Source organism: Pseudarthrobacter sp. NPDC058362, assembly GCF_042723515.1.
GTDB lineage: Bacteria > Actinomycetota > Actinomycetes > Actinomycetales > Micrococcaceae > Arthrobacter.
The window spans coordinates 29,551-53,464 of sequence record NZ_JBHXIW010000001.1 but is presented as its reverse complement, the minus strand read 5'-3'; the positions used below and the strand labels follow the sequence as shown (position 1 = coordinate 53,464).

At 67.2% G+C, this 23,914-nt stretch carries 23 protein-coding genes, 1 tRNA gene and 1 riboswitch; of the genes, 10 read left to right on the top strand and 14 right to left on the bottom strand.

Translation table 11 applies throughout. The features are described 5' to 3' along the window. Nucleotides 1–32 precede the first annotated feature (32 nt). The 4 genes from ACFWIX_RS00230 to ACFWIX_RS00215 form a co-directional block, all read right to left on the bottom strand. Nucleotides 33–1,556 carry a UDP-N-acetylglucosamine 1-carboxyvinyltransferase gene (locus ACFWIX_RS00230; RefSeq protein ID WP_377214102.1) on the bottom strand — a complete coding sequence of 508 codons (1,524 nt, stop codon included), beginning with the start codon at nucleotides 1,554–1,556 and terminating at the stop codon, nucleotides 33–35. A gap of 117 nt (nucleotides 1,557–1,673) precedes the next feature. Continuing rightward, nucleotides 1,674–2,486, bottom strand: coding sequence for an energy-coupling factor transporter transmembrane component T family protein (locus ACFWIX_RS00225; RefSeq protein ID WP_377214101.1), 813 nt, complete (start codon nucleotides 2,484–2,486; stop codon nucleotides 1,674–1,676). Then, entirely contained in the window at nucleotides 2,483–4,030 is a 1,548-nt protein-coding gene (locus ACFWIX_RS00220; protein ID WP_377214100.1) for an ABC transporter ATP-binding protein, read from the bottom strand. Before ACFWIX_RS00220 ends, ACFWIX_RS00225 begins: the two co-directional genes overlap by 4 nt. Continuing rightward, nucleotides 4,030–4,653, bottom strand: coding sequence for an ECF transporter S component (locus ACFWIX_RS00215; RefSeq protein WP_377214099.1), 624 nt, complete (start codon nucleotides 4,651–4,653; stop codon nucleotides 4,030–4,032). Before ACFWIX_RS00215 ends, ACFWIX_RS00220 begins: the two co-directional genes overlap by 1 nt. 66 nt (nucleotides 4,654–4,719) lie before the next feature. Further along, a riboswitch (TPP riboswitch) is annotated at nucleotides 4,720–4,859 on the bottom strand. Nucleotides 4,860–4,996: 137 nt separating this feature from the next. Between ACFWIX_RS00215 and ACFWIX_RS00210 the strand changes: the two genes are divergently transcribed. Continuing rightward, nucleotides 4,997–5,260 (top strand): DUF4235 domain-containing protein, encoded by a 264-nt coding sequence (locus ACFWIX_RS00210; protein ID WP_377214098.1) that lies wholly within the window; start codon nucleotides 4,997–4,999, stop codon nucleotides 5,258–5,260. Nucleotides 5,261–5,297: 37 nt separating this feature from the next. Here ACFWIX_RS00210 and mnhG read toward each other — a convergent pair whose 3' ends face one another. From mnhG to ACFWIX_RS00180, 6 genes are read right to left on the bottom strand one after another with little or no spacing between them, the layout of a single operon-like run. After that, nucleotides 5,298–5,717 (bottom strand): monovalent cation/H(+) antiporter subunit G, encoded by a 420-nt coding sequence (mnhG, locus tag ACFWIX_RS00205; protein WP_377214097.1) that lies wholly within the window; start codon nucleotides 5,715–5,717, stop codon nucleotides 5,298–5,300. Continuing rightward, nucleotides 5,707–5,985, bottom strand: coding sequence for a monovalent cation/H+ antiporter complex subunit F (locus ACFWIX_RS00200; protein ID WP_377214096.1), 279 nt, complete (start codon nucleotides 5,983–5,985; stop codon nucleotides 5,707–5,709). Before ACFWIX_RS00200 ends, mnhG begins: the two co-directional genes overlap by 11 nt. Then, a complete protein-coding gene (locus ACFWIX_RS00195) occupies nucleotides 5,982–6,527 on the bottom strand; it encodes a Na+/H+ antiporter subunit E (protein ID WP_377214095.1) in 546 nt (181 codons plus the stop codon). The genes ACFWIX_RS00200 and ACFWIX_RS00195 overlap by 4 nt, the downstream gene beginning before the upstream one ends. Then, nucleotides 6,524–8,158, bottom strand: a complete 1,635-nt coding sequence (locus ACFWIX_RS00190; RefSeq protein WP_377214094.1) for a Na+/H+ antiporter subunit D — start codon at nucleotides 8,156–8,158, stop codon at nucleotides 6,524–6,526. Before ACFWIX_RS00190 ends, ACFWIX_RS00195 begins: the two co-directional genes overlap by 4 nt. Further along, the gene (locus ACFWIX_RS00185; protein ID WP_377214093.1) at nucleotides 8,155–8,721 is read right to left on the bottom strand and encodes a Na(+)/H(+) antiporter subunit C; all 567 of its coding nucleotides are present in this window, start codon (nucleotides 8,719–8,721) and stop codon (nucleotides 8,155–8,157) included. Before ACFWIX_RS00185 ends, ACFWIX_RS00190 begins: the two co-directional genes overlap by 4 nt. Beyond that, entirely contained in the window at nucleotides 8,718–11,753 is a 3,036-nt protein-coding gene (locus ACFWIX_RS00180) for a Na+/H+ antiporter subunit A (RefSeq protein ID WP_377214092.1), read from the bottom strand. The genes ACFWIX_RS00185 and ACFWIX_RS00180 overlap by 4 nt, the downstream gene beginning before the upstream one ends. A 139-nt stretch (nucleotides 11,754–11,892) precedes the next feature. Between ACFWIX_RS00180 and ACFWIX_RS00175 the strand changes: the two genes are divergently transcribed. Genes ACFWIX_RS00175 through ACFWIX_RS00165 form a run of 3 tightly spaced genes read left to right on the top strand, consistent with a single transcriptional unit; the run spans nucleotide 11,893 to nucleotide 15,004 of the window. After that, nucleotides 11,893–13,308: an MFS transporter gene (locus tag ACFWIX_RS00175; protein WP_377214898.1), complete on the top strand. Its 1,416-nt coding sequence runs from the start codon at nucleotides 11,893–11,895 to the stop codon at nucleotides 13,306–13,308. Between the two features lie 26 nt (nucleotides 13,309–13,334). After that, a complete protein-coding gene (locus ACFWIX_RS00170; protein WP_377214091.1) occupies nucleotides 13,335–13,817 on the top strand; it encodes a cation:proton antiporter regulatory subunit in 483 nt (160 codons plus the stop codon). Nucleotides 13,818–13,822: 5 nt separating this feature from the next. Beyond that, on the top strand, nucleotides 13,823–15,004 hold the full coding sequence (locus ACFWIX_RS00165) for a cation:proton antiporter (RefSeq protein ID WP_377214090.1): 1,182 nt from the start codon (nucleotides 13,823–13,825) through the stop codon (nucleotides 15,002–15,004). A gap of 103 nt (nucleotides 15,005–15,107) precedes the next feature. On the opposite strand, the gene ACFWIX_RS00160 is transcribed toward ACFWIX_RS00165, so the two are convergent. Then, nucleotides 15,108–15,692, bottom strand: coding sequence for a hypothetical protein (locus ACFWIX_RS00160; protein ID WP_377214089.1), 585 nt, complete (start codon nucleotides 15,690–15,692; stop codon nucleotides 15,108–15,110). Between the two features lie 503 nt (nucleotides 15,693–16,195). After that, complete coding sequence (dcd, locus tag ACFWIX_RS00155) at nucleotides 16,196–16,771, bottom strand: dCTP deaminase (RefSeq protein ID WP_377214088.1); 576 nt, start codon at nucleotides 16,769–16,771, stop codon at nucleotides 16,196–16,198. Between the two features lie 147 nt (nucleotides 16,772–16,918). On the opposite strand from dcd, the gene ACFWIX_RS00150 reads away from it, so the two are divergent. After that, nucleotides 16,919–18,781, top strand: coding sequence for a CAP domain-containing protein (locus tag ACFWIX_RS00150; protein ID WP_377214087.1), 1,863 nt, complete (start codon nucleotides 16,919–16,921; stop codon nucleotides 18,779–18,781). Nucleotides 18,782–18,843: 62 nt separating this feature from the next. Here the strand turns inward: ACFWIX_RS00150 and ACFWIX_RS00145 are convergent, their stop codons facing one another. Further along, nucleotides 18,844–19,287: an SRPBCC family protein gene (locus ACFWIX_RS00145; RefSeq protein ID WP_377214086.1), complete on the bottom strand. Its 444-nt coding sequence runs from the start codon at nucleotides 19,285–19,287 to the stop codon at nucleotides 18,844–18,846. Between the two features lie 226 nt (nucleotides 19,288–19,513). Here ACFWIX_RS00145 and ACFWIX_RS00140 point away from each other — a divergent pair. The 3 genes from ACFWIX_RS00140 to ACFWIX_RS00130 all read left to right on the top strand — a co-directional run bounded on the left by ACFWIX_RS00140 (nucleotide 19,514) and on the right by ACFWIX_RS00130 (nucleotide 20,999). Next, nucleotides 19,514–19,587, top strand: a tRNA-Gly gene (locus ACFWIX_RS00140). 120 nt (nucleotides 19,588–19,707) lie between these two features. After that, nucleotides 19,708–19,848, top strand: a complete 141-nt coding sequence (locus tag ACFWIX_RS00135; RefSeq protein ID WP_377214085.1) for a hypothetical protein — start codon at nucleotides 19,708–19,710, stop codon at nucleotides 19,846–19,848. Then, a complete protein-coding gene (locus ACFWIX_RS00130) occupies nucleotides 19,845–20,999 on the top strand; it encodes a N(5)-(carboxyethyl)ornithine synthase (protein WP_377214084.1) in 1,155 nt (384 codons plus the stop codon). The genes ACFWIX_RS00135 and ACFWIX_RS00130 overlap by 4 nt, the downstream gene beginning before the upstream one ends. Before the next feature lie 72 nt (nucleotides 21,000–21,071). On the opposite strand, the gene ACFWIX_RS00125 is transcribed toward ACFWIX_RS00130, so the two are convergent. Beyond that, the gene (locus tag ACFWIX_RS00125) at nucleotides 21,072–22,439 is read right to left on the bottom strand and encodes an MFS transporter (RefSeq protein ID WP_377214083.1); all 1,368 of its coding nucleotides are present in this window, start codon (nucleotides 22,437–22,439) and stop codon (nucleotides 21,072–21,074) included. Nucleotides 22,440–22,579: 140 nt separating this feature from the next. Here ACFWIX_RS00125 and ACFWIX_RS00120 point away from each other — a divergent pair, with 140 nt between their 5' ends. Both ACFWIX_RS00120 and ACFWIX_RS00115 read left to right on the top strand, forming a co-directional pair. Next, on the top strand, nucleotides 22,580–23,431 hold the full coding sequence (locus ACFWIX_RS00120; protein WP_377214082.1) for a LysR substrate-binding domain-containing protein: 852 nt from the start codon (nucleotides 22,580–22,582) through the stop codon (nucleotides 23,429–23,431). A gap of 118 nt (nucleotides 23,432–23,549) precedes the next feature. Beyond that, the gene (locus ACFWIX_RS00115; protein WP_377214081.1) at nucleotides 23,550–23,864 is read left to right on the top strand and encodes a hypothetical protein; all 315 of its coding nucleotides are present in this window, start codon (nucleotides 23,550–23,552) and stop codon (nucleotides 23,862–23,864) included. Nucleotides 23,865–23,914 lie beyond the last annotated feature (50 nt).

The following is a 23,914-nucleotide window of genomic DNA, read 5'->3' as shown; positions in this document are numbered from 1 at the left end:
GAAACGTCACATTCATGACGAACCGTGAATACTCAGTCCTGGAAGTACTCCACCTTGGCGCCGATGGTGTTCAACCGCTCCGCCAGATCCTCGTAGCCGCGCTCGATCACGTAGATGTTCCGCAGCTCGGACACGCCGCGGGCCGCGAGCATGGCCAGGAGCAGGCAGGCGGCAGGCCGTAGCGCCGGCGGGCAGCCCACCTCGGCGGCACGCCACTTGGTAGGCCCATTGACGTAGATGCGGTGCGGATCCAGCAGCTGCACCTGCGCACCCAGCCGGTTCAGCTCCGTGAGGTAGATGGCCCGGTTTTCGTACACCCAGTCGTGGATCATGGTCTGGCCGTGAGCGTTGGCGGCGATCACCGCAAAGAAGGGCAGATTGTCGATGTTCAGTCCGGGGAACGGCATCGGGTGGATCTTGTCCTCCGGTGCCCGCAGCTCCGACGGCTTGGTGGTGACGTCCACCAGGCGGGTGCGGCCGTTCCGGGCCATGTATTCACCCGAGATTTCCAGCTGCTGGCCCATCTGCTCCAGCGTGGCCAGCTCGATCTCCATGAACTCAATCGGCACACGGCGCACGGTCACCTCGGAATTGGTCACGATCCCGGCGGTGATCAGGCTCATCGCCTCAATCGGGTCTTCGGAGGGGAAGTATTCGACGTCGGCCTCAATCCGAGGGCGGCCGGTGATCCGAAGCGTGGTGGTTCCCACGCCCTCAATGGCCACGCCCAGCATCTGCAGGTAGAAGCACAGGTCCTGGACCATGTAATTAGGACTTGCGTTGCGGATAACGGTAGTGCCCTCGCGGTGCGCGGCGGCCATGATGGCGTTTTCGGTCACGGTGTCGCCGCGCTCGGTCAGCACGAAGGACCGTTCGCGGGCATCCGCCGGCGGTGCCTGGACAGTGTAAAAACCGGCAGAGGCCTCCACGGACAGGCCGAACTGGCGCAGCGCCTGCATGTGCGGCTCGACGGTGCGGGTACCCAGGTCGCAGCCACCGGCGTACGGCAGGCGGTATTCGGCTGTCTCGTCCAGCAGCGGCCCCAGCAGCATGATGACGCTGCGGGTGCGGCGGGCGGCATCGATATCCATGCCGGCCAGGTCCAGCGCGGCCGGGCGGCGCAGGCGCAGGTCGGTGTCGTTGAGCCAGGTACATTCGACGCCGATGCTCACCAGCACCTCGACAATCCGGTTCACTTCCTCGATGCGCGCCAGGCGTCGGAGGACGGTGGTCCCGCGGTTCATGAGGCTCGCACACAACAGTGCCACGCCGGCGTTCTTGCTGCTGTTGACGTCCACGGCACCGGAGAGCGTGCGGCCACCCTCCACGCGGAGGTGGGTCATCCGCGGCTTGCCCACGTTCACAATGCTGCGTTCAAAGATGGTTTCGAGCCGCTGGATCATCTTCAGGCTCAGGTTCTGCTTGCCCTGCTCCATCCGGGCCACGGCGCTCTGGCTGGTTCCGAGCTCGGCCGCCAGCTGTCCTTGCGTCCAGCCCTTTTCGCCGCGGGCGTTCCTGAGCATGGCGGCTACGTGTTCGGTAGTTTCCTGCGTCATACCACCAAATATATCATCGATGAGTTACGACGGCGGCTTCAGATCCACCTGCGCGCCGATCCCCGTAGCCAGTTACCCGGCACGTGCGATATTCGCAAAGCAGCCAAGGGCAGAGTCTCAGTTCTCCAGCCACACCATGTTCCAGGTCCCGGCGGAGATGGCGGCGGCCGCCGACAGCCCCGCAATCAGCGCGCCACCCACAAACACCCAGAGATCCAGCCGGCTGTACGTGGACTCCCGTGCCCAGGTCCGCGGCCCGCCGCCGAACCCGCGCGCCTCCATGGTCACGGCCAGCCGCGACGCACGCCGGATCGCCTGGACCAGCAGCCCGAAGCTCTGCCCGAGGGTGGCTTTGGCCCTCTGCAGCATATTTCCCCGCGAGCCGACGCCGCGTGCCCGCCTCGCCATGCCGATGGTCTGCCATTCCTCCGCCAGCAGGCCCACCAGCCGCATGGCGGCAAGGGTTCCCAGCACAAACCGGTGCGGCAGGCGCGCCTTCTGTGCCAGTGCGTCCGCGAGGTCCGTCGGGTCGGTGCAGCTCATGAGGAGCACCGCGGGCAGCGCGATCGCCAGCCCCCGAAGCATGAACCCGGCGCCCAGTTCCAAGGACCCTTCACTCATGGTCCACAGCCCGACGTCGATCAGCGTCCTTCCACTGTCCGGCGCCAGGATGGAGGTGCTCCAGCCCCCCACCGCCGCGGCGAGGATCAGCGGCCACCCGCGCTGCCACAGCAGCACGAAGGTCAGCCCTGCCAGCGGAAACAGGAGGACTTCGAACACCAGCGCCACGGAGGCTGAAACCCAGTCGATGGACAGCGCCAGCACCAGTGTCATGAGGAAGACCGCCGCGAACTTGCTCAGGGGGTTGGCACGGGTGAGCAGCGCCTGGTTGCCGCGCAGGTTCAGTTCCTGCCGCGCTGCCCCCGTCACGATGCCACCCGTTCCGGCGCTGCCATATGCAGCTCGGCACCGGCGAGCGCGGCGGTGAATTCGGCGTCGTGGGTTACTGCCACGACGGAAGTGCCCTGGTCCAGGAGCTCGGACAGGAAGGACGCAAGTTCTGCCCACGTGGTGGCGTCCTGCCCGAACGTCGGTTCGTCGAGGACCAGCACCTGCGGGCTCGCGGCCAGGACCGTTGCCACAGAGAGCCGCCGCTTCTCGCCTCCGGAGAGTGTGTAGGGGTTCGCGTCCACCAGGGCCGTCAGCCGCAGCCGCTCGAGCAGTTCGTCAACCCGTTCTTCGCCGTGCCCGAGGTGCCGCGGACCGAACAGCAGTTCGTCCCGCACTGTCCCGGTGACAAACTGATGCTCGGGCTCCTGGAACACAGTGCCGATCCGTTCGATCAGCTGCTCCGCCTTCCACTGGTACGGGTCGATTCCCGCGCCGCGGCTCAGTTCAACGGTGGCGGAAACCTTGCCTTCCACAGGCGCCAATAGCCCGGCGAGGGTCAGCGCGAACGTGGACTTCCCCGCCCCGTTGGGCCCCGTGATGGCCAGGGCCTGGCCAGCCCGCACCTGCGCCGTGACATCGCGCTGGACCGGGACCGGCGGGATCTTGCCGAATCCCTTGCGGCGCGCGCGTTCCCTGGAGACGCCCAGCTTTTCGGCCGCGAGCAGGAGGTCGCCGGAGCCCGGTGAGGGCATGGCCACACGTGCGCGCGTGGCCGGCACGTGGCCGGGCACCCATACGCCGGCGGCCATGAGCATCGCCCTGGCCTCGGTGAGCACCCGGTCCGGCGGCCCGTCCAGCAGCACAGCGGGGTCCGCAGCGGACCCCGGCTGCAGGACCACGATCCGGTCCACCAGGTCCTTCCAGACGGAGACACGGTGCTCCACCACCACCAGCGTGGCGCCGGTCTTGTCCAGGCAGCGGCCCACGGCGTCCCGGACCTCCAGCACGCCAGCCGGGTCCAGGTTGGCGGTGGGCTCGTCCAGCAGGACCAGCCCTGGGCGCATCGCCAGGATGCCCGCCAGCGCGAGCCGCTGTTTTTGCCCTCCGGACAGCGCAGACGTGGGGTGGTGCAGCGGCAGGTGGGAAAGTCCGACGTCGGCCAGCGCCTCGTGCACGCGCGCCCAGATGGCGTCACGGGGAACGGCCAGGTTCTCGGCGCCGAAGGCGACATCGTCACCAAGGCGCGAAAGAACCACCTGCGTCTCCGGGTCCTGCTGCATCAGTCCGGCGCGGCCGCGCCGGCCTCGGGGGGAAGCTCCATCGACCAGAAGGGAACCGGACTCGTCAGCGTCGCCGGCCTCGCCGTCGTCTTCCGCGTCCCCCAGCACCCCGGCGAGGGCGTGGAGCAGCGTGGACTTGCCGGCACCCGACGGGCCGAGCAGGAGCACACGCTCCCCCGGCTCGATGTCCAGGTCAAGGCCCTGGACGGCCGGCTTGGTGCGCCCGGCGTGCCGCCAGCCCCAGCCGCGGGCGGCCACCGCGGCGGGGCGGACGGCGGAGGCGCTGCCGGAAGGTTCCGACATCAGGAGAAGACGGGCTCCGTGGCCGCCTTGCGGGAGGCGAAGGGGCTCAGGACGCCGGTCCGGGCGAGGCCGCGCGTGGCGATCCAGGACAGCGCACCGGCGATGATCGCACCGGAGATGCTGGTGAACAGGATGTACGCGAACTTGTCGCCGGCGGAATAGGCGATGTTCCAGCCCCACGGGGAGAACGAATCGTTCAGCCCGCAGAACAGGCCGGCAGCGGCGCCCGCGATCAGTGCCACCGGCAGGTTGAATTTCCTGTAGACGAAGATCGCGAAGATGATCTCTGCGCCGAGGCCCTGGACGAACCCGGAGAACAGCACCGACGTGCCGTACTGCGACCCCATCAGCAGCTCGCCCGTGGCTGCGACCGTCTCGCAGAACAGCGCCGCGCCGGGCTTGCGGATGATGAGCATGCCCAGGACGGCCGGAATCATCCAGCCGCCGGCGATCAGGCCGGTCAGGGGCGGGTAGACGGCGTTCATCGGGCCGGACACTGCCAGCGCGCCCTGGGACCAGGCCCAGAAAATGACGCCGCCGGCGATGGCGATCAGCGCCGCCACCACGATGTCCACGACGCGCCAGGACTTGCCGGGGGTCTTCTTGATTGCTGCAGTTGCCATGGTGATCCTCCTGGGTAACAGGAGGGGAAAGTGCTCCCGGCAACCGCGTTGGACGGTGTTGCCGGGCACTTCGAGAACTCGACTCCCTTACGCCGGTACTAACCGGATCAGGTTCGAGGGTCTGCGGCTTCCCGCACTCTCAGCGCCCGGACGGGTTCCTGGCTGAGCCAGTGATGCCCGACGGCGGCGCTCCCCTGTCGTTTGAATGATGTGTTTTCGAATGATGCGGCCCCTGAGGGCTGGTTCAGTTTACACCGCAGCGGCCAATGGCGGCGGGGAAAATTACGGCGCCGGGCCGTTAGGCTGGGGTCAGTCCGTTTTCTGCCCGCAAGGAGTACAAGGAATGAACCTTTTCATTAAGCTGCTCGGCACCGGCATCTCGCTGGTGGCAGGCTTCGTCGGCACCAAGGTGGTCAACACCGTCTGGGAGAAGACCACAGGCCGGAAGCCTCCCACCGGCAAGGACGAGGATGTGCCCACCAGCCTGCACTCGGCCCTGACGTTCGCCCTGATCTCCGCATCGGTGAGCACCGTCATCCAGGTCCTGGCGAACCGCGGCACCCAGCGCGCCATCACCCGCTTCGCCAAGAGCCAGGACATCGTTTAGCCCCGCGCTTCAATCTGCCGCCGGCAACCCGCCTCACTCATTCCTCGGGAGGCGGGTTGCCGGCGGCTTTCTGCACCACGGCTTCGAGCTCGTCCGAGGTCAGCAGTTCCCGGTGCAGGTGCTTGGTCCGGTAACCGGCCCGGCCCACCATGTGCGCGGAGACCGGCACCGTCAGTAACTGGAAGATCCAGGCCACCAGCAGCACGGGCCACACCCACCAGGTGCGCAGCTGCAGCCCGATCGCCGCCAGCAGCAGGAACAGTCCCAGCACCTGCGGCTTCGTGGCGGCGTGCATCCGGCTCAGCAGGTCCGGAAACCGCAGCAGGCCTATGGCGGCGCCCAGCGACAGGGCAGCGCCGACCACCATGAACACCGCAGAAACGGCGTCCACCCAAGCATCAACGCCGGCGACAGTCTCGCCCACCGCCCGGTAGCCCGTCAGCAATTCAGGATTCATGCGGCTGCTCCCTTCTGTCCGCAACGAAGCGCGCCACGGTCACGGAGCCGACGAAGCCGATAATCGAGATGGCCACCACCAGCATCAGGTTGTTCAGGTGGCGGTTCACGGCCATGTCGATACACAGCGCTGCGCCCAGGATCGCCAGCAGGACGTCGGTGGCCAGTACGCGGTCCAGCAGCGAAGGTCCGCGGGCAATCCGGATAATGGCCCCGCCCGCGGCGAGCGACAGGATCACGGCCGTCACGGCCAGCACGGACTGCATCATGCGGCGGCCTCCCGTCGGACAATCTCAAGTTCGGCCGGTGTGCCCATGATCCTGATCAGCCCCGCTTCAATGGAAAGTACTTCGTTACGCAGCCTGGCCACGTCCTGCTCGGCGCTGATGTTCAGCCCGTGCAGATACAGGGTGGACGTGGAACGGTCCACCTCCACCACCAATGAACCCGGAATCAGCGAAATCACGTGCCCGGTGGCCGTCACCAGAAGGTCCTGGTGGCTTCGGAGCGTCACGGCGACGACGGCGTTCCTCACCCTGCGCCCACGGACCACCGCCAGGAAGAGCACCTGGGCACTTGCGGCGGCCACCTTTCCCAGGAAGGCAAAGGCGAACGGTACGGCGTACAGGATGTTGAACCGGCCGCTCAGTTCGACGGGCGGCAGGTAGAACAGCCGGGCCACGGCCACCGCGAGCAGCGCACCGAACAGCAGGTTCCCCGGACTGAAGTCCTGCCACAGCGCGCCCCAGACAATCACGAGCCACACCAGCAGGGGAAGCTCCTGGCGCAGCGAAATCCGGCGGCGGCTCATTTCCCTCCTCCGGCAGTGGTGATCCGCGGGACGAAGGTGTCCGTGCCCAGCACGGCCTGCACATAGTCGGTCCGGTCCAGCATGTCCTGGGCGGCCTGCCCCGCCAGCGTAAAGAGCGGCCCCGCAAAGATTGTCAGTGCGACGCCGAGCGCCACCAGCCCCAGGGTGGAACCCACCATGGTCCGCGGCAGCACGACCGTGTGCGGCTGGCCGGTATCACCCGTGCTGCTGGCAGCGCCGGAGCCGGCCACCGCTCCCCCGGCCCCGCCGGAAACCGCCAGCAGCACGGGATCCGGATGTTCGGCGTCGGACGGTTTGCGCCAGAAGGCCCTGTTCCACACGCGCGCCACTGCGAGGAGGGTGAGCAGGCTGGTCAGTACGCCGCCCGCCACCAGCACGTACGCCAGCGGCGTGCCCAGGGCGATCCCGGCCTGGATCAGACCGGCTTTGCCCAGGAAACCGGAGAACGGCGGGATGCCCGCCAGGTTCATGGCCGGGATGAAGAACAGCAGTGCCAGCAGCGGTGATAGCTTGGCCAGACCGCCCAGTCGGTCCACGGAGGAACTGCCGCCGCGTCGCTCAATCAGCCCGGTCACCAGGAAGAGGCTGGTCTGGATGGTGATGTGGTGGGCCACGTAGAACACGGCCGCACCCAGCCCCGCGGCGGAGGACATCGCCAGGCCGAACACCATGTACCCGATGTGGCTGACCAGCGTGAAGGACAGCAGACGCTTGATGTCGCTCTGCGCCAGGGCACCCAGGATGCCCACCACCATCGTCAGCAGCGCCGCCACCATGAGCGGCGTATTCAGCGAGTCGCCGGGGAACAACAGGGTCTCGGTGCGCACCATCGCGTACACGCCAACCTTGGTCAGCAGCCCGGCGAACACGGCAGTGACGGGCGCGGGAGCGGTGGGATAGGAGTCCGGGAGCCAAAAGGACAGCGGGAACACGGCCGCCTTGATGCCGAACGCCACCAGCAGCATCACGTGCAGCAGCGTCCGGGTGCCCTGGTCCAGCTCGCCCAGCTTCAGCGCCAGGTCGGCCATGTTCACCGTGCCCGTGGCCCCATAGACCATGGCGATCGCGATCAGGAACAGCACCGATGACACCACCGAAACCACCACGTACGTGACGCCGGCGCGGATCCTCGGCCCGGTCCCGCCGAGCGTCATCAGCACGTAGCTCGCGGTCAGCAGGATCTCGAACCCTACGTAGAGGTTGAACAGGTCGCCGGAGAGGAAGGCGTTGGAGACGCCGGCCACCAGGATCAGGTAGGTGGGGTGGAAGATGGACACGGGCGCGTCGCTGTCGCCGTCGGCCATGCCCTGCCCGGTGGCGTAGACCAGCACCGCGAGGCTGACCGCGGAGGACACCACCAGCATCAGCGACGAGAACTGGTCCACCACCATCACGATCCCCCACGGCGGCAGCCACCCTCCGATGGTCACCGCGGCCGTCCCGCCGTCCCATACGGAAGCCAGGAGCAGGCATTCGAGCAGCAGCGTCAGGGACAGCAGCGCGATGCTCACACTCCGCTGCGCACGGGTGTGCCGGATCAGCAGGAACGTCAGTGCCGCTCCCAGGACGGGAAGGACGACGGCGAGGGGGGCCAGGGCGGCGACGTTCACTTTTCGCCTCCTTCAGCGGGCCGGGCTGCTCCGGGCGCACGGGAACCTTCGGCCGAGCGGGACCCCTCGGCCGGGGTGACGTTCAGCGAACCGGGAGTTTCCTCGGATACCGCGCTGTCCACCGGTATTTCCCGCCCGCCTGTCACCAGCACAGGGAACTCGGACGTCTCCGCCGGGATCTCGGCGTCGTCCTCCGCATCGAAGCTGGGGGTCTCCGCGACGCGGAGGTCCTCCGCGTCGTCCTGGATCTCGTCCTGCCGCGCCAGGACCCACGTGCGGTAGATAATGCCGAGCATGAACGCGGTCACGGCAAACGAGATCACGATCGAGGTGAGGATCAGCGCCTGCGGAAGGGGGTCATTGTAGGCGTCCGGATCAGTGTCCTTCGCGTACAGCGGCGCCAGCCCGGCATAACCGCCGGTGGCAAGGATCAGCAGGTTGCTGGCGTTGGCCAGCAGCATCAGCCCCAGGAGCACGCGGGTCAGGCTGCGCTCCAGGGTCAGGTAGATGCCGCAGGCGAACAGAGCGCCCATGACCAGCAGCAGGGTCAGGTTGACGCTCATGCTTTGCCCTTCACGGTGGTTTCGGCCGGAACCCCGTCCGGTTCCTGGCCGCTGGCAGGCACGGCGGACCGTTCCTCGAAGTGTTCATCGATCTCGGCGCCGAGGCTGCGCAGCACGTCCAGCGCCAACCCCACCACCACGATGTACACGCCCGTATCGAAGATGGTGGAGGTGACGAACTTGATGTCCCCGAACACAGGAAGCCAAAGTTCGATAATGGCCGTCTGAAACACCTGGCCGCCCAGCAGCAGCGGCACCGCGCCGGAGGCGGCGGCCACGGCCAGCCCGATGCCCAGGAGCGCACCTGCGCTCACAGGCGTGGCCTCGCGCAGTTCGAACCTGCCGCCTGCGAGGTAGCGGATCGCCAGGGCCAAGCCGGCCGTGAGGCCCCCGGCGAACCCTCCGCCGGGAAGGTTGTGGCCGGCCAGGAGCAGGTACAGCGAGAAAATGATGAGCGAGTGGAAGATCAGCCGCGTCACCACTTCAAAGATGATGGAACGCCGTTCCGGGGCCAGCGTCCGGCCCGCCACGATCCAGGGATCCCGCGCTGCGGCCGCGAACTTCCGGCTAAGCGCCAGCGCTGCGCCATCCCGGGAACCGGGGTCCACACCGGTATGCCGGCCCACGGTGCCTTCGGCCACGGTGCTGGAGGACTTGAGGCTGTCGCCCCGGCCGCGGATGAAAATGAGGCTGGCCACCCCGGTTGCCGCGAGCGCCAGGACCGCGAGCTCGCCGAAAGTGTCCCATGCCCGGATATCCACCAGGGTCACGTTGACAACGTTCTTTCCGCCGCCCCCTTCGTAGGCCAGCTGCGGGAACCCGAGGGAGACCGGTACCGCGATCCGGGCGCCCATGGCCTGGATGGCCGCCAACACCATGGTGGTGCCGAACGCGAGGCCGATGATCACGCGGACCACCCGGTACCTGCCGCCGGTGCGGTCCCGCAGCTCGGCCGGCAGGCTCCGCATGGCCAGCACGAAGGCCACCAGGATGATGGTCTCCACGAGCATCTGCGTGAGCGCCAGATCCGGCGCCCCCTGCAGGGCAAACATCAGCGCGATTCCGTATCCCGCCACGGAGACCATGAGCACCGCAAGGAAACGCTTGTTGGCCCGCACCGCTGCCAGCGCAGCGGCAACGATTCCGGCGCCCACCACCAGCTGCAGCGGTGAATGCGGATCCACGAGGTAGATCCCGTCCGGCAGCGGCTTTCGGGCCACCAGCAGGACCGCCAGCGGGAGTGCGAACGCGGCAGTGAGGATGACGGCCAGGTAGAAGTACAGCGAACCGCGCTGCGTCCGGCCGGTCACCCATACCGCCACGTCATCCAGCGCACCGATGGTCAGCTGGTACGCCCGGTCCGAGTCCACCCACGCCGGCACCCGCGCCTGGAACCGCTCCACCGCCGCCCGGGCAGCATAGAGGGCCAGGCCCAACGCGAAAGTGAGCGCCGTCAGCCCCAGCGCCGGGGACAAACCGTGCCACAGCGCCAGGTGGCCTGCCTGCTCCGCGGGAGTGCCGGCGTCGGGCGCGGCGGAGGCGAACTGGGCCGCGTATGGCTGGATCCACCCGTCCACTGGCGCCGGCCACACGCCGTAGGCGATGGTGAGGAGGCTGAGCAGGGCGGGCGCGGCCAGGAACGAGGGCTTGATGGCTTTGAACGGGGTGCGCGCCACACCCGGTTTGGTGCCGAACGCGCCCCACATGAACCGCGCGCTATAGGCGAACGTGAGCAGCGAGCCCAGGACCATTCCGGCCAGCACCACCATCCCCCACGGACCGGCGGCCGGGTCCTCGGCGTGGTGCACAAACGCCTCCAGGACCGATTCCTTGGCCACGAACCCCGCCAGCAGCGGCACCCCGGCCATCGACGCGGCGCTGATACCCGCTACGATCCCCAGCGCGCGGGAGGAACTGAACACACCGGAGAGCTTGTTGACGTCGCGCGTTCCGGACTGGTGGTCGATGATGCCCACCACCAGGAACAGCGCGGCCTTGAACAGCCCGTGCGCCAGCAGCATCGCCAGGCCGGCGAGCGCGGCTTCCGGCGTGCCCAGCCCCACCACCACGGTGAGGAAGCCCAACTGGCTGACCGTGCCGTGCGCCAGGATGAGCTTGATGTCGCTCTGCCGCAGCGCGCGGTAGCCGCCTACCAGCATGGTTGCCAGGCCCAACCCGAGCACCACCGGCTGCCAGTACGGCGCCTCGGCGAACCCCGGTGCCAGCCGCGCCACCAGGTAGATCCCGGCCTTCACCATCGCGGCGGCGTGCAGGTAGGCGCTTACCGGGGTGGGGGCCGCCATGGCGCCGGGCAGCCAGAAATGGAACGGGACCAGCGCGGACTTGGTGATGGCACCCACCAGGATGAGCACGACGGCGGCCCCCGCCATGGCGCCTTGCGGTCCCGCCAGCAGCGGCTCCGCCTGCGTGAGGATCGCCGAGAGCCGATACGTTCCCGCCGCGTGGCCCAGCATGACCAGTCCCACGAGCATGGCCAGGCCGCCGGCGGTGGTCACCATGAGCGCCTGCAGGGCGGACCGGCGTGCGGCCAGCCTGGTGCGGGCGAACCCGATCAGCAGGTAGGACAGGATGGTGGTCAGTTCCCAAAAGATGAACAGGAGCAGGAGGTCGTCCGCCACCACCAGCCCGAACATGGCACCGGCGAACGCCAGCAGCTGCGCGCCGAACGCGCCCAGGTCCTGGTCCTTCCGCTTGAAGTAGCGGGCGCAATAGACCAGCACCAGCGCACCGACGCCCAGGACCAGGAGCGACATGACCCAGGCCAGCGCGTCCATCCGGAAGGCCAGGTCCAGGCTGAGGCCGGGAATCCAGGGGTAGGACTCCGCCACCTCCGAGGACGGATAGCTCGCTGGAACCAGGTCCCGGTACACCGAACCGTGCTGCAGGACCAGCCAGCCGAAGGAGCCCGCGGGCACGGCAGCGAGCGCGTAAAACGAGTTCCGGCCCCATTTCCTGAACAGGAACGGAGCCAGCACAGCCACCGAAAAGTGCACGGCAAGGACTGTGATCACTGGAATCTCCGCAACGTCAGGAATTCGATTATCAAAAGTTGGAGCAGGCGGGCAAAAAGTCAGGTTCGGAAGAGGTGCCAGTTTATCAAGCCGGGCCCCCTTCGACGGCTACGATGCACCTATGAACAGCGCCACACCCATGGACAGCGCAGGCGCTCCCGGCCTTGGCGGGCCCGCGTCGCAACCCGGCTCCATAGCCCCGCCCGGAAGCCGCCGGCCCGGAAAGGGCCAGGTCCTCGCCTGGGCCGCCTGGGACTGGGGCTCTGCCGCCTTCAACGCGGTAATGACCACCTTCGTGTTCACGGTGTACCTCACCTCGAAGGCGTTCGGCGGCGAAGACCAGGCCTCGGCGGCCCTGGGCGCGGCACTGGCCGTGGCTGGCCTGGCCATTGCGCTCCTGGCGCCGGTCACCGGGCAGCGTTCGGACGCCGGCGGCCGCCGGAAGTTGTGGTTGGGAGTCAACACGACCGCCGTCGCCATCCTCACGGCATTGTGCTTCTTCGTTTTTCCGCGCCCCGAATTCCTGCTCCTGGGCGTGACGCTCATTGCGCTGGGAAATGTGTTTTTCGAATTTGCCGGTGTTAACTACAACGCGATGCTCACGCAGATTTCCACGCCGCGGAATATTGGGAAAGTCAGCGGCCTGGGCTGGGGCGCGGGATACCTGGGCGGGATCGTGGCGCTGCTGGTGGTGCTGCAGCTCTTTGTCCAGCCCCGCTTTGAGTGGTTCGGCGCATCTACGGCCGACAGCCTGAACATCCGGCTGGTAGCCGTTTTCTCGGCGCTCTGGTTCTTCGTTTTCGCCCTGCCCGTCCTCTTCGCCGTGCCGGAGCTGCCGCGCCCGGCATACGCCAGGCGACTTGGGATTGTGGCCAGCTACGCGCTGCTGGTCCGCCGGATTAAGGCCATCTACGCCACCAGCCCGCACACCATCTACTTCCTCCTGGCGAGCGCCGTGTTCCGGGACGGGCTGGCCGCCGTCTTCACCTTCGGCGGAGTCATCGCGGCAGGCACCTTCGGGTTCGAGCTGTCCCAGGTCATCTTCTTCGCCATCTTCGGGAATGTGGTGGCCGCGGTGGGGGCGTTCATCGGCGGCTTCCTGGACGACAGGGTGGGGCCCAAGGCCGTCATTACCGGTTCCCTGGTGGGGCTGCTGGTTGCCGGGACCGTGATCCTCGTCCTGGGCAACGGCGACTATGTGTTCTTCGGGCAGGCATGGGCAGGCAGCACCACCTTCTGGGTTTTCGGCCTGTTCCTGTGCCTCTTCGTGGGCCCCGCGCAGTCGTCCTCCCGCGCGTACCTGGCCCGGCTGGCTCCGCATGGCGAGTCCGGCGAGCTGTTCGGGCTCTACGCCACCACCGGCCGGGCCGTCAGCTTCCTGGCGCCGGCGCTCTTTACGCTGAGCATCGCCGTCGCCACGCCGCTGGTCGCGCCAGGGGAAGCGCAGCGCTGGGGCATCATGGGGATCATGCTGGTCCTCCTGGCCGGGCTGTTGGTCCTGCTCCCGGTCAAGTCCCCTGACAAGGCACCCATCGCCGTGGTTCCGGCGGCATGAGGGGTCCGGGAGACTAGGCTGGAACCATGAACGTGGATGAGACCGACCTTCCGGGCCTGGGGCGCCGGAGGGATTTCATGACAGCATCCGGCCGCCGGATCGGCGTGGTGGAGCTGCGGGAGGGCCAGACGGAACTCATCGTTTCCGCCTGGGACGACCCCGACACCTGCCAGGCTTCCATTCCGCTCACCGGTGACGAGGCAGCCACCTTGGGAAACCTGCTGGGCGGCCGCCACCTGGCCATGAAGCTGACCGAGGAGCACAAGGACGTCCCGGGCATCGTCACCCGGCAGTTCTCGATTTCCCCCGGTTCCCCCTTCCATGACCAGCCCATGGGCAACGCGGCCGTCCGGACCCGCTGCGGTGTGTCCATCGTGGCGATCATGCGCGAAGGCGAGGTGCTCCCCTCGCCGGGACCCGACGTCGTACTCCGCGCCGGCGACCTCCTGATCGCCGTCGGCACCCAGGAAGGCCTGGACGAGGCGGCAACCATCCTCCGTCACGGCTGACCGCCATGGATCCGCTCGCCCTGGCCCTCATCGAGCTGGGGGCCGTTGTGTTCTGCCTGGGCCTGCTGGCCAGGCTGGCCGGGCGGATCAGCATGTCCCCCATCCCGCTGTACCTGCTCGGCGGACTGGCGTTCGGCGCCGGCGGGATCGTGAAGCTCGAGGGCATGCACGAGTTCGCACATCTCTCCGGCGAGATCGGCGTCATCCTGCTCCTGCTTATGCTCGGCTTGGAATATACGGCCGCCGAGCTGTTCACCGGTCTGCGACGATCCTGGCATGCGGGCGTTCTCGACCTGCTCCTCAACTTTGCGCCCGGCGCCGCACTGGCTTACTTCCTGGGATGGGGCGGCGTGGGGGCGATGGTGCTGGGCGGCGTCACGTACATCTCGTCCTCCGGCATCGCGGCCAAGGTGATCACCGACTTGGGCCGCATCGGTAACCGCGAGACACCCGTGGTGCTCTCCATCCTGGTGTTCGAGGATCTGGCCATGGCGGTGTACCTGCCCCTGCTGACCACGGTGCTGGCCGGGGTCAGTTTCCTCGGCGGGCTCACCAGCATCGGCATTGCCTTGGCGGTGGTCAGCGTGGTCCTGATGGTGGCGCTGCGGCATGGACACCACGTGTCCAAAGCCGTGCACAGCGAAAACTCAGAGGTCTTCCTGCTCAACGTCCTGGGAGCAGCGCTGCTGGTGGCCGGGCTGGCATCCGCCATGCAGGTGTCCGCAGCGGTGGGGGCCTTCATGCTCGGCATCGCGATTTCCGGAGCCACGGCGCATAACGCCACCCGGATCCTCGAGCCGCTCCGGGATCTTTTCGCGGCCATCTTCTTCGTGGCGTTCGGGCTGAATACGGACCCTGCCACCATTCCGCCGGTACTGGGCTGGGCGCTGGTGCTGGCTGTCATCACGGCAGCCACCAAGATGCTGACGGGCATCTGGGCCGCCAAGCGCGCGGGAATTGCCCGGCAGGGCCGTTTCCGCGCCGGCGCTACCCTGATCGCCCGCGGCGAGTTCTCGATAGTTATTGCCGGGCTCGCCGTGGCCTCCGGCGCCATTAGCGGCGAACTTGCAGCCCTCGCCACTGCCTACGTGCTGTTGATGGCGATCCTCGGACCCCTCGCAGCGCGCTATGTCGAACCGCTGCTCAAGGCCGCCACCCGTCCGCGGGCAGCGGCCGCGCCGGCGTAGGCGCCCGGCCAGGCCCTCCCCCCGTACACCAACCCGTTCCGGACCATGGCCTCCGCCGAGAGGTGAGATCCCGTCGTTCCGCCGTTGCGTTGGCGCCGACATCTCACGCATCGATACGCCAGCCAGCCCGGACCAGGGCATCCAGGACGCGTTGGGCGCAACCGTCGTAACCCCACGTCCTGACATGGCCCGCCGTCACCGTCACGGAATGCCACCCGGCGGCGGCCAATGATTCGTCCCTGCGGATATCAGACTCGCGCTGGCGGGCTTCGAGGTGGTGGCGCCCGTCATAATTGACGGCCACCTTGAACTCCGGATAGGCGAGGTCAGGCCACGCAAGCTCCCAGCCCGCAGGTTCCTCCACCACATACCTCAACGTCGGTTCCGGCAGCCCGATGCGCGCCATGGCCAGCCGAAGCCGGGATTCAGGGACGGAATCGGCGCCGACGCGGCATAGGTCCACTGCCTGCCGGGCCGTCCTGATGCCGCGGACTCCCGGCGCCGCAGCAACCTGAGCCCGGAGGTCCGCCAGGGAACAGAACGCCTCCCGCCGGGACCCGAAACTCCTTGACTGGCTGCAGATGAAGTAGTCCCCGGCGGCCACCAGATCCTCAACGTCCAGGATCGAGGCCAGATCCAGCCATGTCCGCGCAGCGCTGGTCACAGGAATGCCATCGAGCCGCGTCATATCCTGCTCGCAAAGGGTCAGCCGGTGTCCGGCCACCCCCTTGCGCACAGGCCTGCCACCTCCGCCCGTTTTCGACAGGTGGACCAGCAATTCATTCTGCAGGTCCAGGGGCAGCGGGCATCCCCATAACCGTGCGGCGGTCGAGAAGCAGCAGACCGCGCCTGGAGTCAGCGACGTGAGCAGGCGGCAGGTGTGGCGCAGCGGCTGGGCTTCTTTCCAGGGAACACGCACTCCCCGGCTTGCCACCCGAAGGTCACGCCGCCAGGCCCGGCCCGCAGGCACCCCCGCCTGCACCTGTTCAAGGAGTGTGAAGGAACGCCCCGCCAGGTGTGGGGGAAGAGGTGAAGGCTGCCGCATGAGCCAATTGTTGGCACGGCGGCGGGGCGGCATGGCCGTTATCCACAGTGTGGAGGAACACTGCGCCGGCGTTTCCGCGATCGAGGAGTGGGATCCCGCCGGTTAGGAAGGCCGGTGGCGGTGAGAGCTCACGCCTCGATCACAGCTCAGATGCCCGTGCGGTGGAAATTCAGGTGGCTGCGGCTCGCGGTGGGGCCCCGCTGGCCCTGGTATCGGTTTCCGTAGTCGCCCTGGCCGTAGGGGAATTCCGCGGCCGACGTCAGCCGGAAGAAGCAGAGCTGGCCGATCTTCATGCCGGGCCACAGCTTGATGGGCAGTGTGGCCATGTTGGACAGTTCCAGGGTCACGTGGCCGGAGAACCCGGGGTCGATGAACCCGGCGGTGGAGTGCGTCAGCAGGCCCAGCCGGCCAAGCGACGACTTGCCCTCCAGGCGGGCGGCGATATCGTCTGGCAGCGTGACGGTCTCGTACGTAGAACCCAGGACGAACTCGCCGGGGTGCAGGATGAACGCCTCGTCCTCCTCCACCTCCACCAGGCGGGTCAGCTCGGGCTGCTCCTGCGCGGGGTCGATGTGCGCGTACTTGTGGTTGTCGAAAAGGCGGAAGAACTTGTCGATCCGCACGTCCACGGAGGACGGCTGCACCATAGCGGCATCGTACGGTTCAAGCACGATCCGGCGGGAGTCAATTTCGGCACGAATGTCGCGGTCAGAGATCAGCACTGTCCCAAATTACCGCACGGAGAGAGTCTCGTTTATCCACAGCGAACTGCTGCCCCGTTGTTGCGGGCAACAGGTGGGGCTAATGTTGCGTGTGAACATTCAGGCGCCGGATGGTCTCCCGGATGGCCCGACTGAGCTGGGGAACTCGTGAAAAAATGGCTGGCACACGCCGTGGTCGGTACCTTGTGTACCGTCGCGCTGGTTTCGTCCTCTTCGGGCGCGCTGACCGGTTCCTTCCAGCCGGAGCCTTCTTCGGGTTCCACGCTCTCGGCGGCCGGCCAGCCGGCGAGCGCCCCGCCGGACAACTATCCTCCCGTCACCTCGCAGAAAGACGCGGATTTACCTGAGGCTAAGGATTCGCTCCGGGAACAGGCCCGGGACGCCGGCGCTTCCAGGTCTGAGGACTTCCACGCAGCGGACGACGGCGGCGGCGCGGCTTCCATGGGCCCGTCCACCGGATCTTCGGACGGATTTCCCGACGCGCCTGCCGCCGGAAACGCACCTCCCGCGGACACCACCCGTGGCCCGGATCCGGCACTTGCAAGCCCCCTGCCGCCGGCCGCCCCTGCTCCTGCACCGTCCGCGCCTGCGGACCCACCCGCACCGGGAACACCGCCGGCGGACACAAAGCCATCCCCCAACTGGATCCCGGCATTGTCGGCCACCGACCGTCAATTGGCCGACTCGATGGTCGGAACGGCAGCCGCGCCACCCGAACCGGAAGAGCCCCTGCCGTCCACCCAGGCGCTGGTCAAGGACAGCAACGCGGCCGACATCCTCAAACTCTTCAACCTCATCAATGAGTACCGCGTGTCCAAGGGCCTGGCACCGTTGAAGTACCACGCCACCGTGGCCGGCATGGCGCAGGAGTGGTCGGACAGTATCGCCAGCCGCGAAGTCATCGAACACCGGGCAAATTTCTGGCTCGACCCGCGCGCGCTAAGCCCGGACAAGGGCGCCGGGGAAGTCATCTCCATCAACACGATCCGTGACCCCGCCCTGCTGGTGAACTGGTGGAAGGGATCCCCGGGACACAACGCCCTGCTGCTGGACCCGCGGTTTAACGTTATGGGCGCGGGCATCACGTACACGGACAGCACCTACAAGATCTGGGGTGTGGTCAACTTCTTCGGCTACAGCACCCTCCCGGCCGGAACCACCACGGCTCCCGGCGGCTCCACCACAGACCCCGGCGGCGCCTTCCCTGCTCCCCCGCCCAGCCTGTGCGACCCCACCGCCAAGCACATGCCGCCCACGCTGGACCTTTCGGCCGCCTCGATCAACAGCGCAGCGGACATCGTCACCGTAAATGCTTCCGGGCAACTACTGAACCGTCCTTCCACGGGCGCAGGGACGTACGGCGCGGCCAGGGCCATCGGCTCAGGGTTCGGGAGTGCCAAGGAAGTCTTCACTACTGACTGGGACCGCGACGGCGCCTACGACCTCCTTACCCAATGGAACAGCACCGGCAACCTGACACTGCACCGCGGACTTGCCGGCGGCGGCTTCCAGTCTCCGCTCACCCTCGGCAACGGCGGATGGGACAGCCTCAAGCTGGCAGTCGGGGGTTGGTGTGCCAACAACCGGATGCCCCAGATCCTTGCCCTGGATACCGCGGGGAACGTCTACCTCTATCCCAACCGGGGCGTGGCGGACCTGGCAACCCGGGTTCTGGTGACGTCCGGCGTGACCGCGGCCCGCATCACGATGGTCGATTACAACGCCGACGGTTTCGAGGATGTCCTGGCGTTCCGGACTGACGGCGCGGTGGTCCTGTACCGCGGTGTCGGAACCACCGTCCTGCCTGCGGAAATCCGGGCCACCGTGGCCACCGGCTGGCAGGACGTTACCAGCGTGCGGCCGCTGCGGGATGTGACCGCCCTGAACTCAAAGGGGCTGGCGCTGCGCCGGGGAACTGACGTCCTCCAGTACTGGGACCTGAGCAGCGGCAAGTTCGCGTCGCCGTCGTCCATTGCTGGGACCTGGGCGGGCCAGCGGCTCGCGCAGTAGCGCTTCCTGCGGGGACGGCGGCCCAGCGGATACCTTCCCGAATCCCGCAAACCGGTGCCAGGTCAGCTCGCGAGCTGGAGCTCCATAACGCCCTTGAGCCGCTCAAGCTGGGCAACGTCCGCTTCAAGGCTGCGCTGCACCATCCGGTTGAGGAACCCGAAGGGCCCCTCGGGCCTGGCTTCGAGCGCGAACCGCACGCGTGTGCCGGCCGACTCCGTGCTCAGATAGTAACCGCCGGACCTGCGGCCAGGTCCGGACACCACGCGGAACTGCACCTCAGCACCGGGCCGGGCTTCGACAAGTTCGAGGTCGGCCGGGATACTGAGGCCTGACCTGCCCGACACCATCTGCCGGTACAGGGCGCCCCTGGTGCCAGCGGAACCGTGCAGCAGCTTGACGCTCCGGACGCCGTCCCGCCACGAAGGCAGGTTGGTGGCGTCCACGAGGAAGAGGTACACAGACAGGGCGTCGCGCCTGATCAGGACCTCGTGCTCTGCGAATGCCATCAGTATCTTCCCGTGTCGCCGTCCGTTTGCTTGCAGCCGCATTCGCAGCGGCCGCCCGGATCAGGTTAGCCAGCGGGCAGCAGCTGGTGCTAACCAGGGCGTCGGACGTTATTGAAGAGTTACTGGATGACGCGGGATGCAACAGGACACGGCCGCCCGCGGCAACGGTTGGCGGGTGGCCGGCGGATCTGCGCTAAGCTAAGTCCTGCCCCGCACGCGGGGCGTCGCGGCTGTAGCTCAATGGTAGAGCGCTAGCTTCCCAAGCTTGATACGCGGGTTCGATTCCCGTCAGCCGCTCCACTCTCAGTCGCTCCACCGTTCCCCGGGTTACCACAATTCCCCGACGCCGCGCCTGACATTAGGTACCGGCATGTATCGTCAGTAGTCAGGAACCTATTCGGTTCCACTACAGGAGCAATCATGGCTGACAAGTCCCCCCGTCAAGCAGCATCCAAAAAATCCGGCAAATCCATCAAGGAAAAGCGTGCCGACAAGCGGGCCGCCGCAGCCCCCGCCAGTTCGTTGGACATCACCGCCGGCAAGACCGCCAAAAAGAAGTGACCGGCCAACCGAGCCAACTCACCCTCGGCGTCCTCGCATCCACCCGGAAACCGGACGAACGCCGACTGCCCATCCATCCGCTCCATTTTGATCGGATCGCACCCGAAGTACGCCGCCGTATCATCCTCGAAGAGGGCTACGGCGAGCGCTTCGGCGTCTCCGATGCCCACCTCTCCACTCTGGTGGGAAGGATGGCGGGCCGGGAGGCGCTGCTGGCGGAGGCCGACGTCGTGCTTCTGCCAAAACCGCAGCCGGCAGACCTGGCTGACCTGCGGGACGGCCAGGTCCTGTGGGGCTGGCCGCACTGCGTCCAGGACCGTGCGATCACCCAGCTTGCCATCGACAAGAAGCTGACCCTGATCGCCTTTGAGGCCATGAATCACTGGGCCAGCGACGGCGGCTTCGGACTGCACGTGTTCCACAAGAACAACGAACTGGCCGGCTATTGCTCGGTGCTGCATGCCCTCGCCCTGACCGGATCAACGGGCGATTACGGGCGGCGGCTCAGTGCCGTCGTCATTGGTTTTGGTGCCACTGCACGCGGCGCCGTGACAGCGCTTAACGCCCACGGCATCCATGATGTCCAGGTGCTGACCAACCGGGAAGTGGCCGCCGTGGGCGCCCCGATCCACTCGGTCAATATCGTCCAGTTTGACCACGACGCCGAAGCCCCCTACCTGAGCCAGGTCATCACCGAGCGCGGCAGGGTTCCGCTGGCACCGTTCCTGGCCGAGAGCGACATCGTGGTCAACTGCACGCTGCAGGACCCAAACAATCCGCTGACCTACCTTCGGACCGAAGACCTGGAAGCCTTCAGGCCCGGAAGCCTGGTCGTTGACGTCTCGTGTGATGAGGGCATGGGCTTTAGCTGGGCCCGCTGCACCACTTTCACCGAGCCCATGTTCACCGTGGGGAACCACATCGGCTACTACGCCGTGGACCACAGCCCCTCCTATCTCTGGAATTCCTCCACGTGGGAGATCAGCCTGGCGCTGCTGCCGTTCCTGGAGACGGTCATCGGCGGTCCGGCGGCTTGGGAAGGCAACGACACCATCTCCCGGGCCATCGAAATCCACGACGGCGTCATCCAAAACAAAGACGTGCTCGAGTTCCAGGGGCGCGCCGCGGAGTATCCGCACCTTCCGGCGTAAGCCTTCACGGATCCCCGGCTTGTTCGCAGATCCGAGCCCCCAGGGCGGGGATCTGCGAACAAGCACGCTGCATCAGGCGGGCATTGCCCGGGGGATGATCCGCACCGGGTGGCGGCGGTCCTTTACATCCACCTTCAGGCGCAGGGAACCTTTCCTGGCAAGCACGACGGCGACAGTTGCAGCCGCGAGCGCGGGCACGCCGCCGCAGACCAGCAGGGCCAGGTGCGGGTCAGCGTGCTCGGCGATCCAGCCGATCATCGGGCCGCCGATGGCCTGGCCGCCCACCAGCACCATGATGTACAGGCTCATGACCCGTCCCCGGATGCCCATGTTCGAGCTGATCTGGACCAGCTGGTTGGCTGCGGTCAGGAACATCAGGCACCAGAATCCGCTGAAGACCATCACGGCCCCGAACCATGGAAGGGACGGCGCCGCCGCGGCCAGGCAAAGCATGGTCCCGTACATGCCGGCGCAGAACACTACGGACCGCAGCCGCAGCTGCCGCCGCCGCGTGGAGGCCACGGCACCTGCCAAAGCGCCAAGGGCAACCAGCGCGTTGAGGAGCCCGTACCCGCTGGCGCCGATGTCGAAGACGTGGTCGGCGAAGGCTGCGAGCACCACAGGCAGTCCCATGGCGAAGACGGCAATGAACCCGGCCATCAGCCACGGCCAGAAGATCGTGGGCTTGCCCAGCGCATAGCGGAGTCCCGCGCGGAGCATGCCCTTGCTCTTGGAAACCGGCGGGCTGACGTGCAGCTGGTCCCTCCGCAGGAGCAGGAGGGCCGCCACCGTGGAACAGCAGGCCGCAGCGTTCGCGGCAAAGGCCCAGCCCGCGCCCACTGCCGTCAGGAGGATGCCGGCCAGGGCAGGTCCGATCAGCCCGCCCAGCTGGAAAGTGGTGGAGTTGACGCTGATCGCGTTGCGAAGATACGCCGGTCCCACCAGTTCGTGCACGAAGACCTGGCGGGCGGGCTGGTCCAGCACCGTGACCAGGCCAAGGACCAGCGCGATCACGTAGACGTGCCACACCTCGATGGCGCCGGTGAGGGCCAGTGCCGCAAGGGCTGCCGCAAGGACGGCGGCCATCGCTTGGCAGAGAATCAGCACCTTCAGCTTGGCGAACCGGTCTGCCACCACGCCGCCCCAGGGTCCCAACAGCAGGGACGGCAGGAACTGCAGTGCAACGGTGATGCCCACCGCGGTCACGGAACCGGACAGCTGCAGAACCAGCCAGTCCTGGGCGATGCGCTGCATCCACAGGGCGATGACGGCAACAAAATGGCCGACGGCAAAGATGCGGAAGTTCGGGACCTTCAGCGAAATGAACGTGTGCCGCCAGGGAAGATGCTGGGGGACGACGGCGACGGGCTGGGTTTGGTGGAGCGCAGAGTCGATGACGGGCTGGCTGGCGGTGGCCGGAGACGGCGCGTGGGATGCCACAGGGATGTCCTCACAAAGCGGGCGGTCGGGATGCGCTTAACGCTAGGGTGGGTGCACGTGATTATGGAGGGGTATCGCCCCTATAAATCCCATTGCAATATGTAATAGCCCGGTTACTGGCCGCTTCCGGAGGTCCCGACGTGTTTGACCCAGCCCAGCTCCGCTCCTTCCTGGCCGTGGCGGAAACCCTGAGCTTCACCAAGGCGGCCGAACGGCTGGGCCTCGCCCAGCCCACTGTCAGCCAGCACGTCCGGAAGCTCGAAGCTGCAGCCAAACGGGGGCTGATCGCGCGGGACACCCGCGACGTCCGGCTTACGGACAACGGAGACGCGATGGCAGGCTTCGCCCGCACCATCCTGTCTGCCCACGATGCCGCGGCGCGCTATTTCTCCGGGTCCGCGATGCGGGGGCGGCTGCGCTTCGGAACGGCTGACGACCTGGCCATCACCGGCCTGCCCCGCATCCTTCGTGACTTCCGCCAGGTGTATCCGCAGATCAACCTGGAGCTCACGGTCGGCCAAAGTGACCAGCTCTACCGGCGGCTCAACGCCGGCCAACTGGACCTGGTCTTCGTCAAGTGGGTGGCGGGAGCCAAGGAGGGCACGCCGGTGCAGCACGACTCATTCGCCTGGGTGGGCCTGGAACAGACCGCCCTTGAGCCGGGCCACCCCGTGCCGCTGATTTCGTACCCGGCACCGAGCCTGAGCCGGAAGCTGGCCATCGACGCGCTGGAGGCCCGCGGCCTGACCTGGCGCATTACCTGCACTACCCGGCAAATCAGCGGCGTCCTGGCCGCGGTCCGGGCCGGCATTGGCGTAGCCGTGATGCCGTCGTCGCTGGTTCCGGACGACCTGAGGATCATCACCAGGCGCTTCGACCTGCCGCCGGTGGGCGATGTCGATTTCACCCTGATCCGCAACCCCCTGGCCAATACAGAGGTGGTGGATGCACTGATCCAGGCCATCCTGGGCCGCGCACTGAAGCAGCCTTAACCATTGATGAGTGAACCTTGCTCCACTATGCTGATTTTCCCAAGGTCAAGCAGCAGGCCGGTTCAGCAACACGAGCGCGCCCCTGCACGCCAGGTTCAGCGCCCGGGACAGGCAGCCAATGACGACAGCCAGGAACATTCACCCCGCCGCGGCCCATGCAAGGCCGCACACCCCCGCGCGCCCGGCCACGCGCCAGTCCACGCTCGGCACCGGCAGGGCAACCGTGGACTCCGGATATATCGGCAAGCCCACCTGCGACAAGTGCCGCACCGACGAGTTCATCTACCTTGAGTCCTACATCCCGCCCACCTACCGCAGCGACGGCACCGTCACCACCCTCGGCGAGGTGGCCTACACCTGTACCGGCTGCGAGGACTTCTCGGCCCACAGCGTGCCGCTCACTTGGACGCCGCCCGGCTGGTATCTGGGCTGACAGCATTTAGACAGCGGGCCGGGCAACCACGGAAAGTGGTTGCCCGGCCT

Coding starts and splice junctions, on each gene's coding strand:
- ACFWIX_RS00145 (WP_377214086.1), bottom strand. CDS start 19,287: ATGGCATTCGCAGAGCACGAGGTCCTGATCAGGCGCGACGCCCTGTCT.
- ACFWIX_RS00230 (WP_377214102.1), bottom strand. CDS start 1,556: ATGACGCAGGAAACTACCGAACACGTAGCCGCCATGCTCAGGAACGCC.
- ACFWIX_RS00165 (WP_377214090.1), top strand. CDS start 13,823: ATGGATCCGCTCGCCCTGGCCCTCATCGAGCTGGGGGCCGTTGTGTTC.
- ACFWIX_RS00210 (WP_377214098.1), top strand. CDS start 4,997: ATGAACCTTTTCATTAAGCTGCTCGGCACCGGCATCTCGCTGGTGGCA.
- ACFWIX_RS00195 (WP_377214095.1), bottom strand. CDS start 6,527: ATGAGCCGCCGCCGGATTTCGCTGCGCCAGGAGCTTCCCCTGCTGGTG.
- ACFWIX_RS00185 (WP_377214093.1), bottom strand. CDS start 8,721: ATGAGCGTCAACCTGACCCTGCTGCTGGTCATGGGCGCTCTGTTCGCC.
- ACFWIX_RS00115 (WP_377214081.1), top strand. CDS start 23,550: ATGACGACAGCCAGGAACATTCACCCCGCCGCGGCCCATGCAAGGCCG.
- ACFWIX_RS00160 (WP_377214089.1), bottom strand. CDS start 15,692: ATGACGCGGCTCGATGGCATTCCTGTGACCAGCGCTGCGCGGACATGG.
- ACFWIX_RS00175 (WP_377214898.1), top strand. CDS start 11,893: ATGGACAGCGCAGGCGCTCCCGGCCTTGGCGGGCCCGCGTCGCAACCC.
- ACFWIX_RS00220 (WP_377214100.1), bottom strand. CDS start 4,030: ATGTCGGAACCTTCCGGCAGCGCCTCCGCCGTCCGCCCCGCCGCGGTG.
- ACFWIX_RS00170 (WP_377214091.1), top strand. CDS start 13,335: ATGAACGTGGATGAGACCGACCTTCCGGGCCTGGGGCGCCGGAGGGAT.
- ACFWIX_RS00215 (WP_377214099.1), bottom strand. CDS start 4,653: ATGGCAACTGCAGCAATCAAGAAGACCCCCGGCAAGTCCTGGCGCGTC.
- ACFWIX_RS00135 (WP_377214085.1), top strand. CDS start 19,708: ATGGCTGACAAGTCCCCCCGTCAAGCAGCATCCAAAAAATCCGGCAAA.
- ACFWIX_RS00200 (WP_377214096.1), bottom strand. CDS start 5,985: ATGATGCAGTCCGTGCTGGCCGTGACGGCCGTGATCCTGTCGCTCGCC.
- mnhG (WP_377214097.1), bottom strand. CDS start 5,717: ATGAATCCTGAATTGCTGACGGGCTACCGGGCGGTGGGCGAGACTGTC.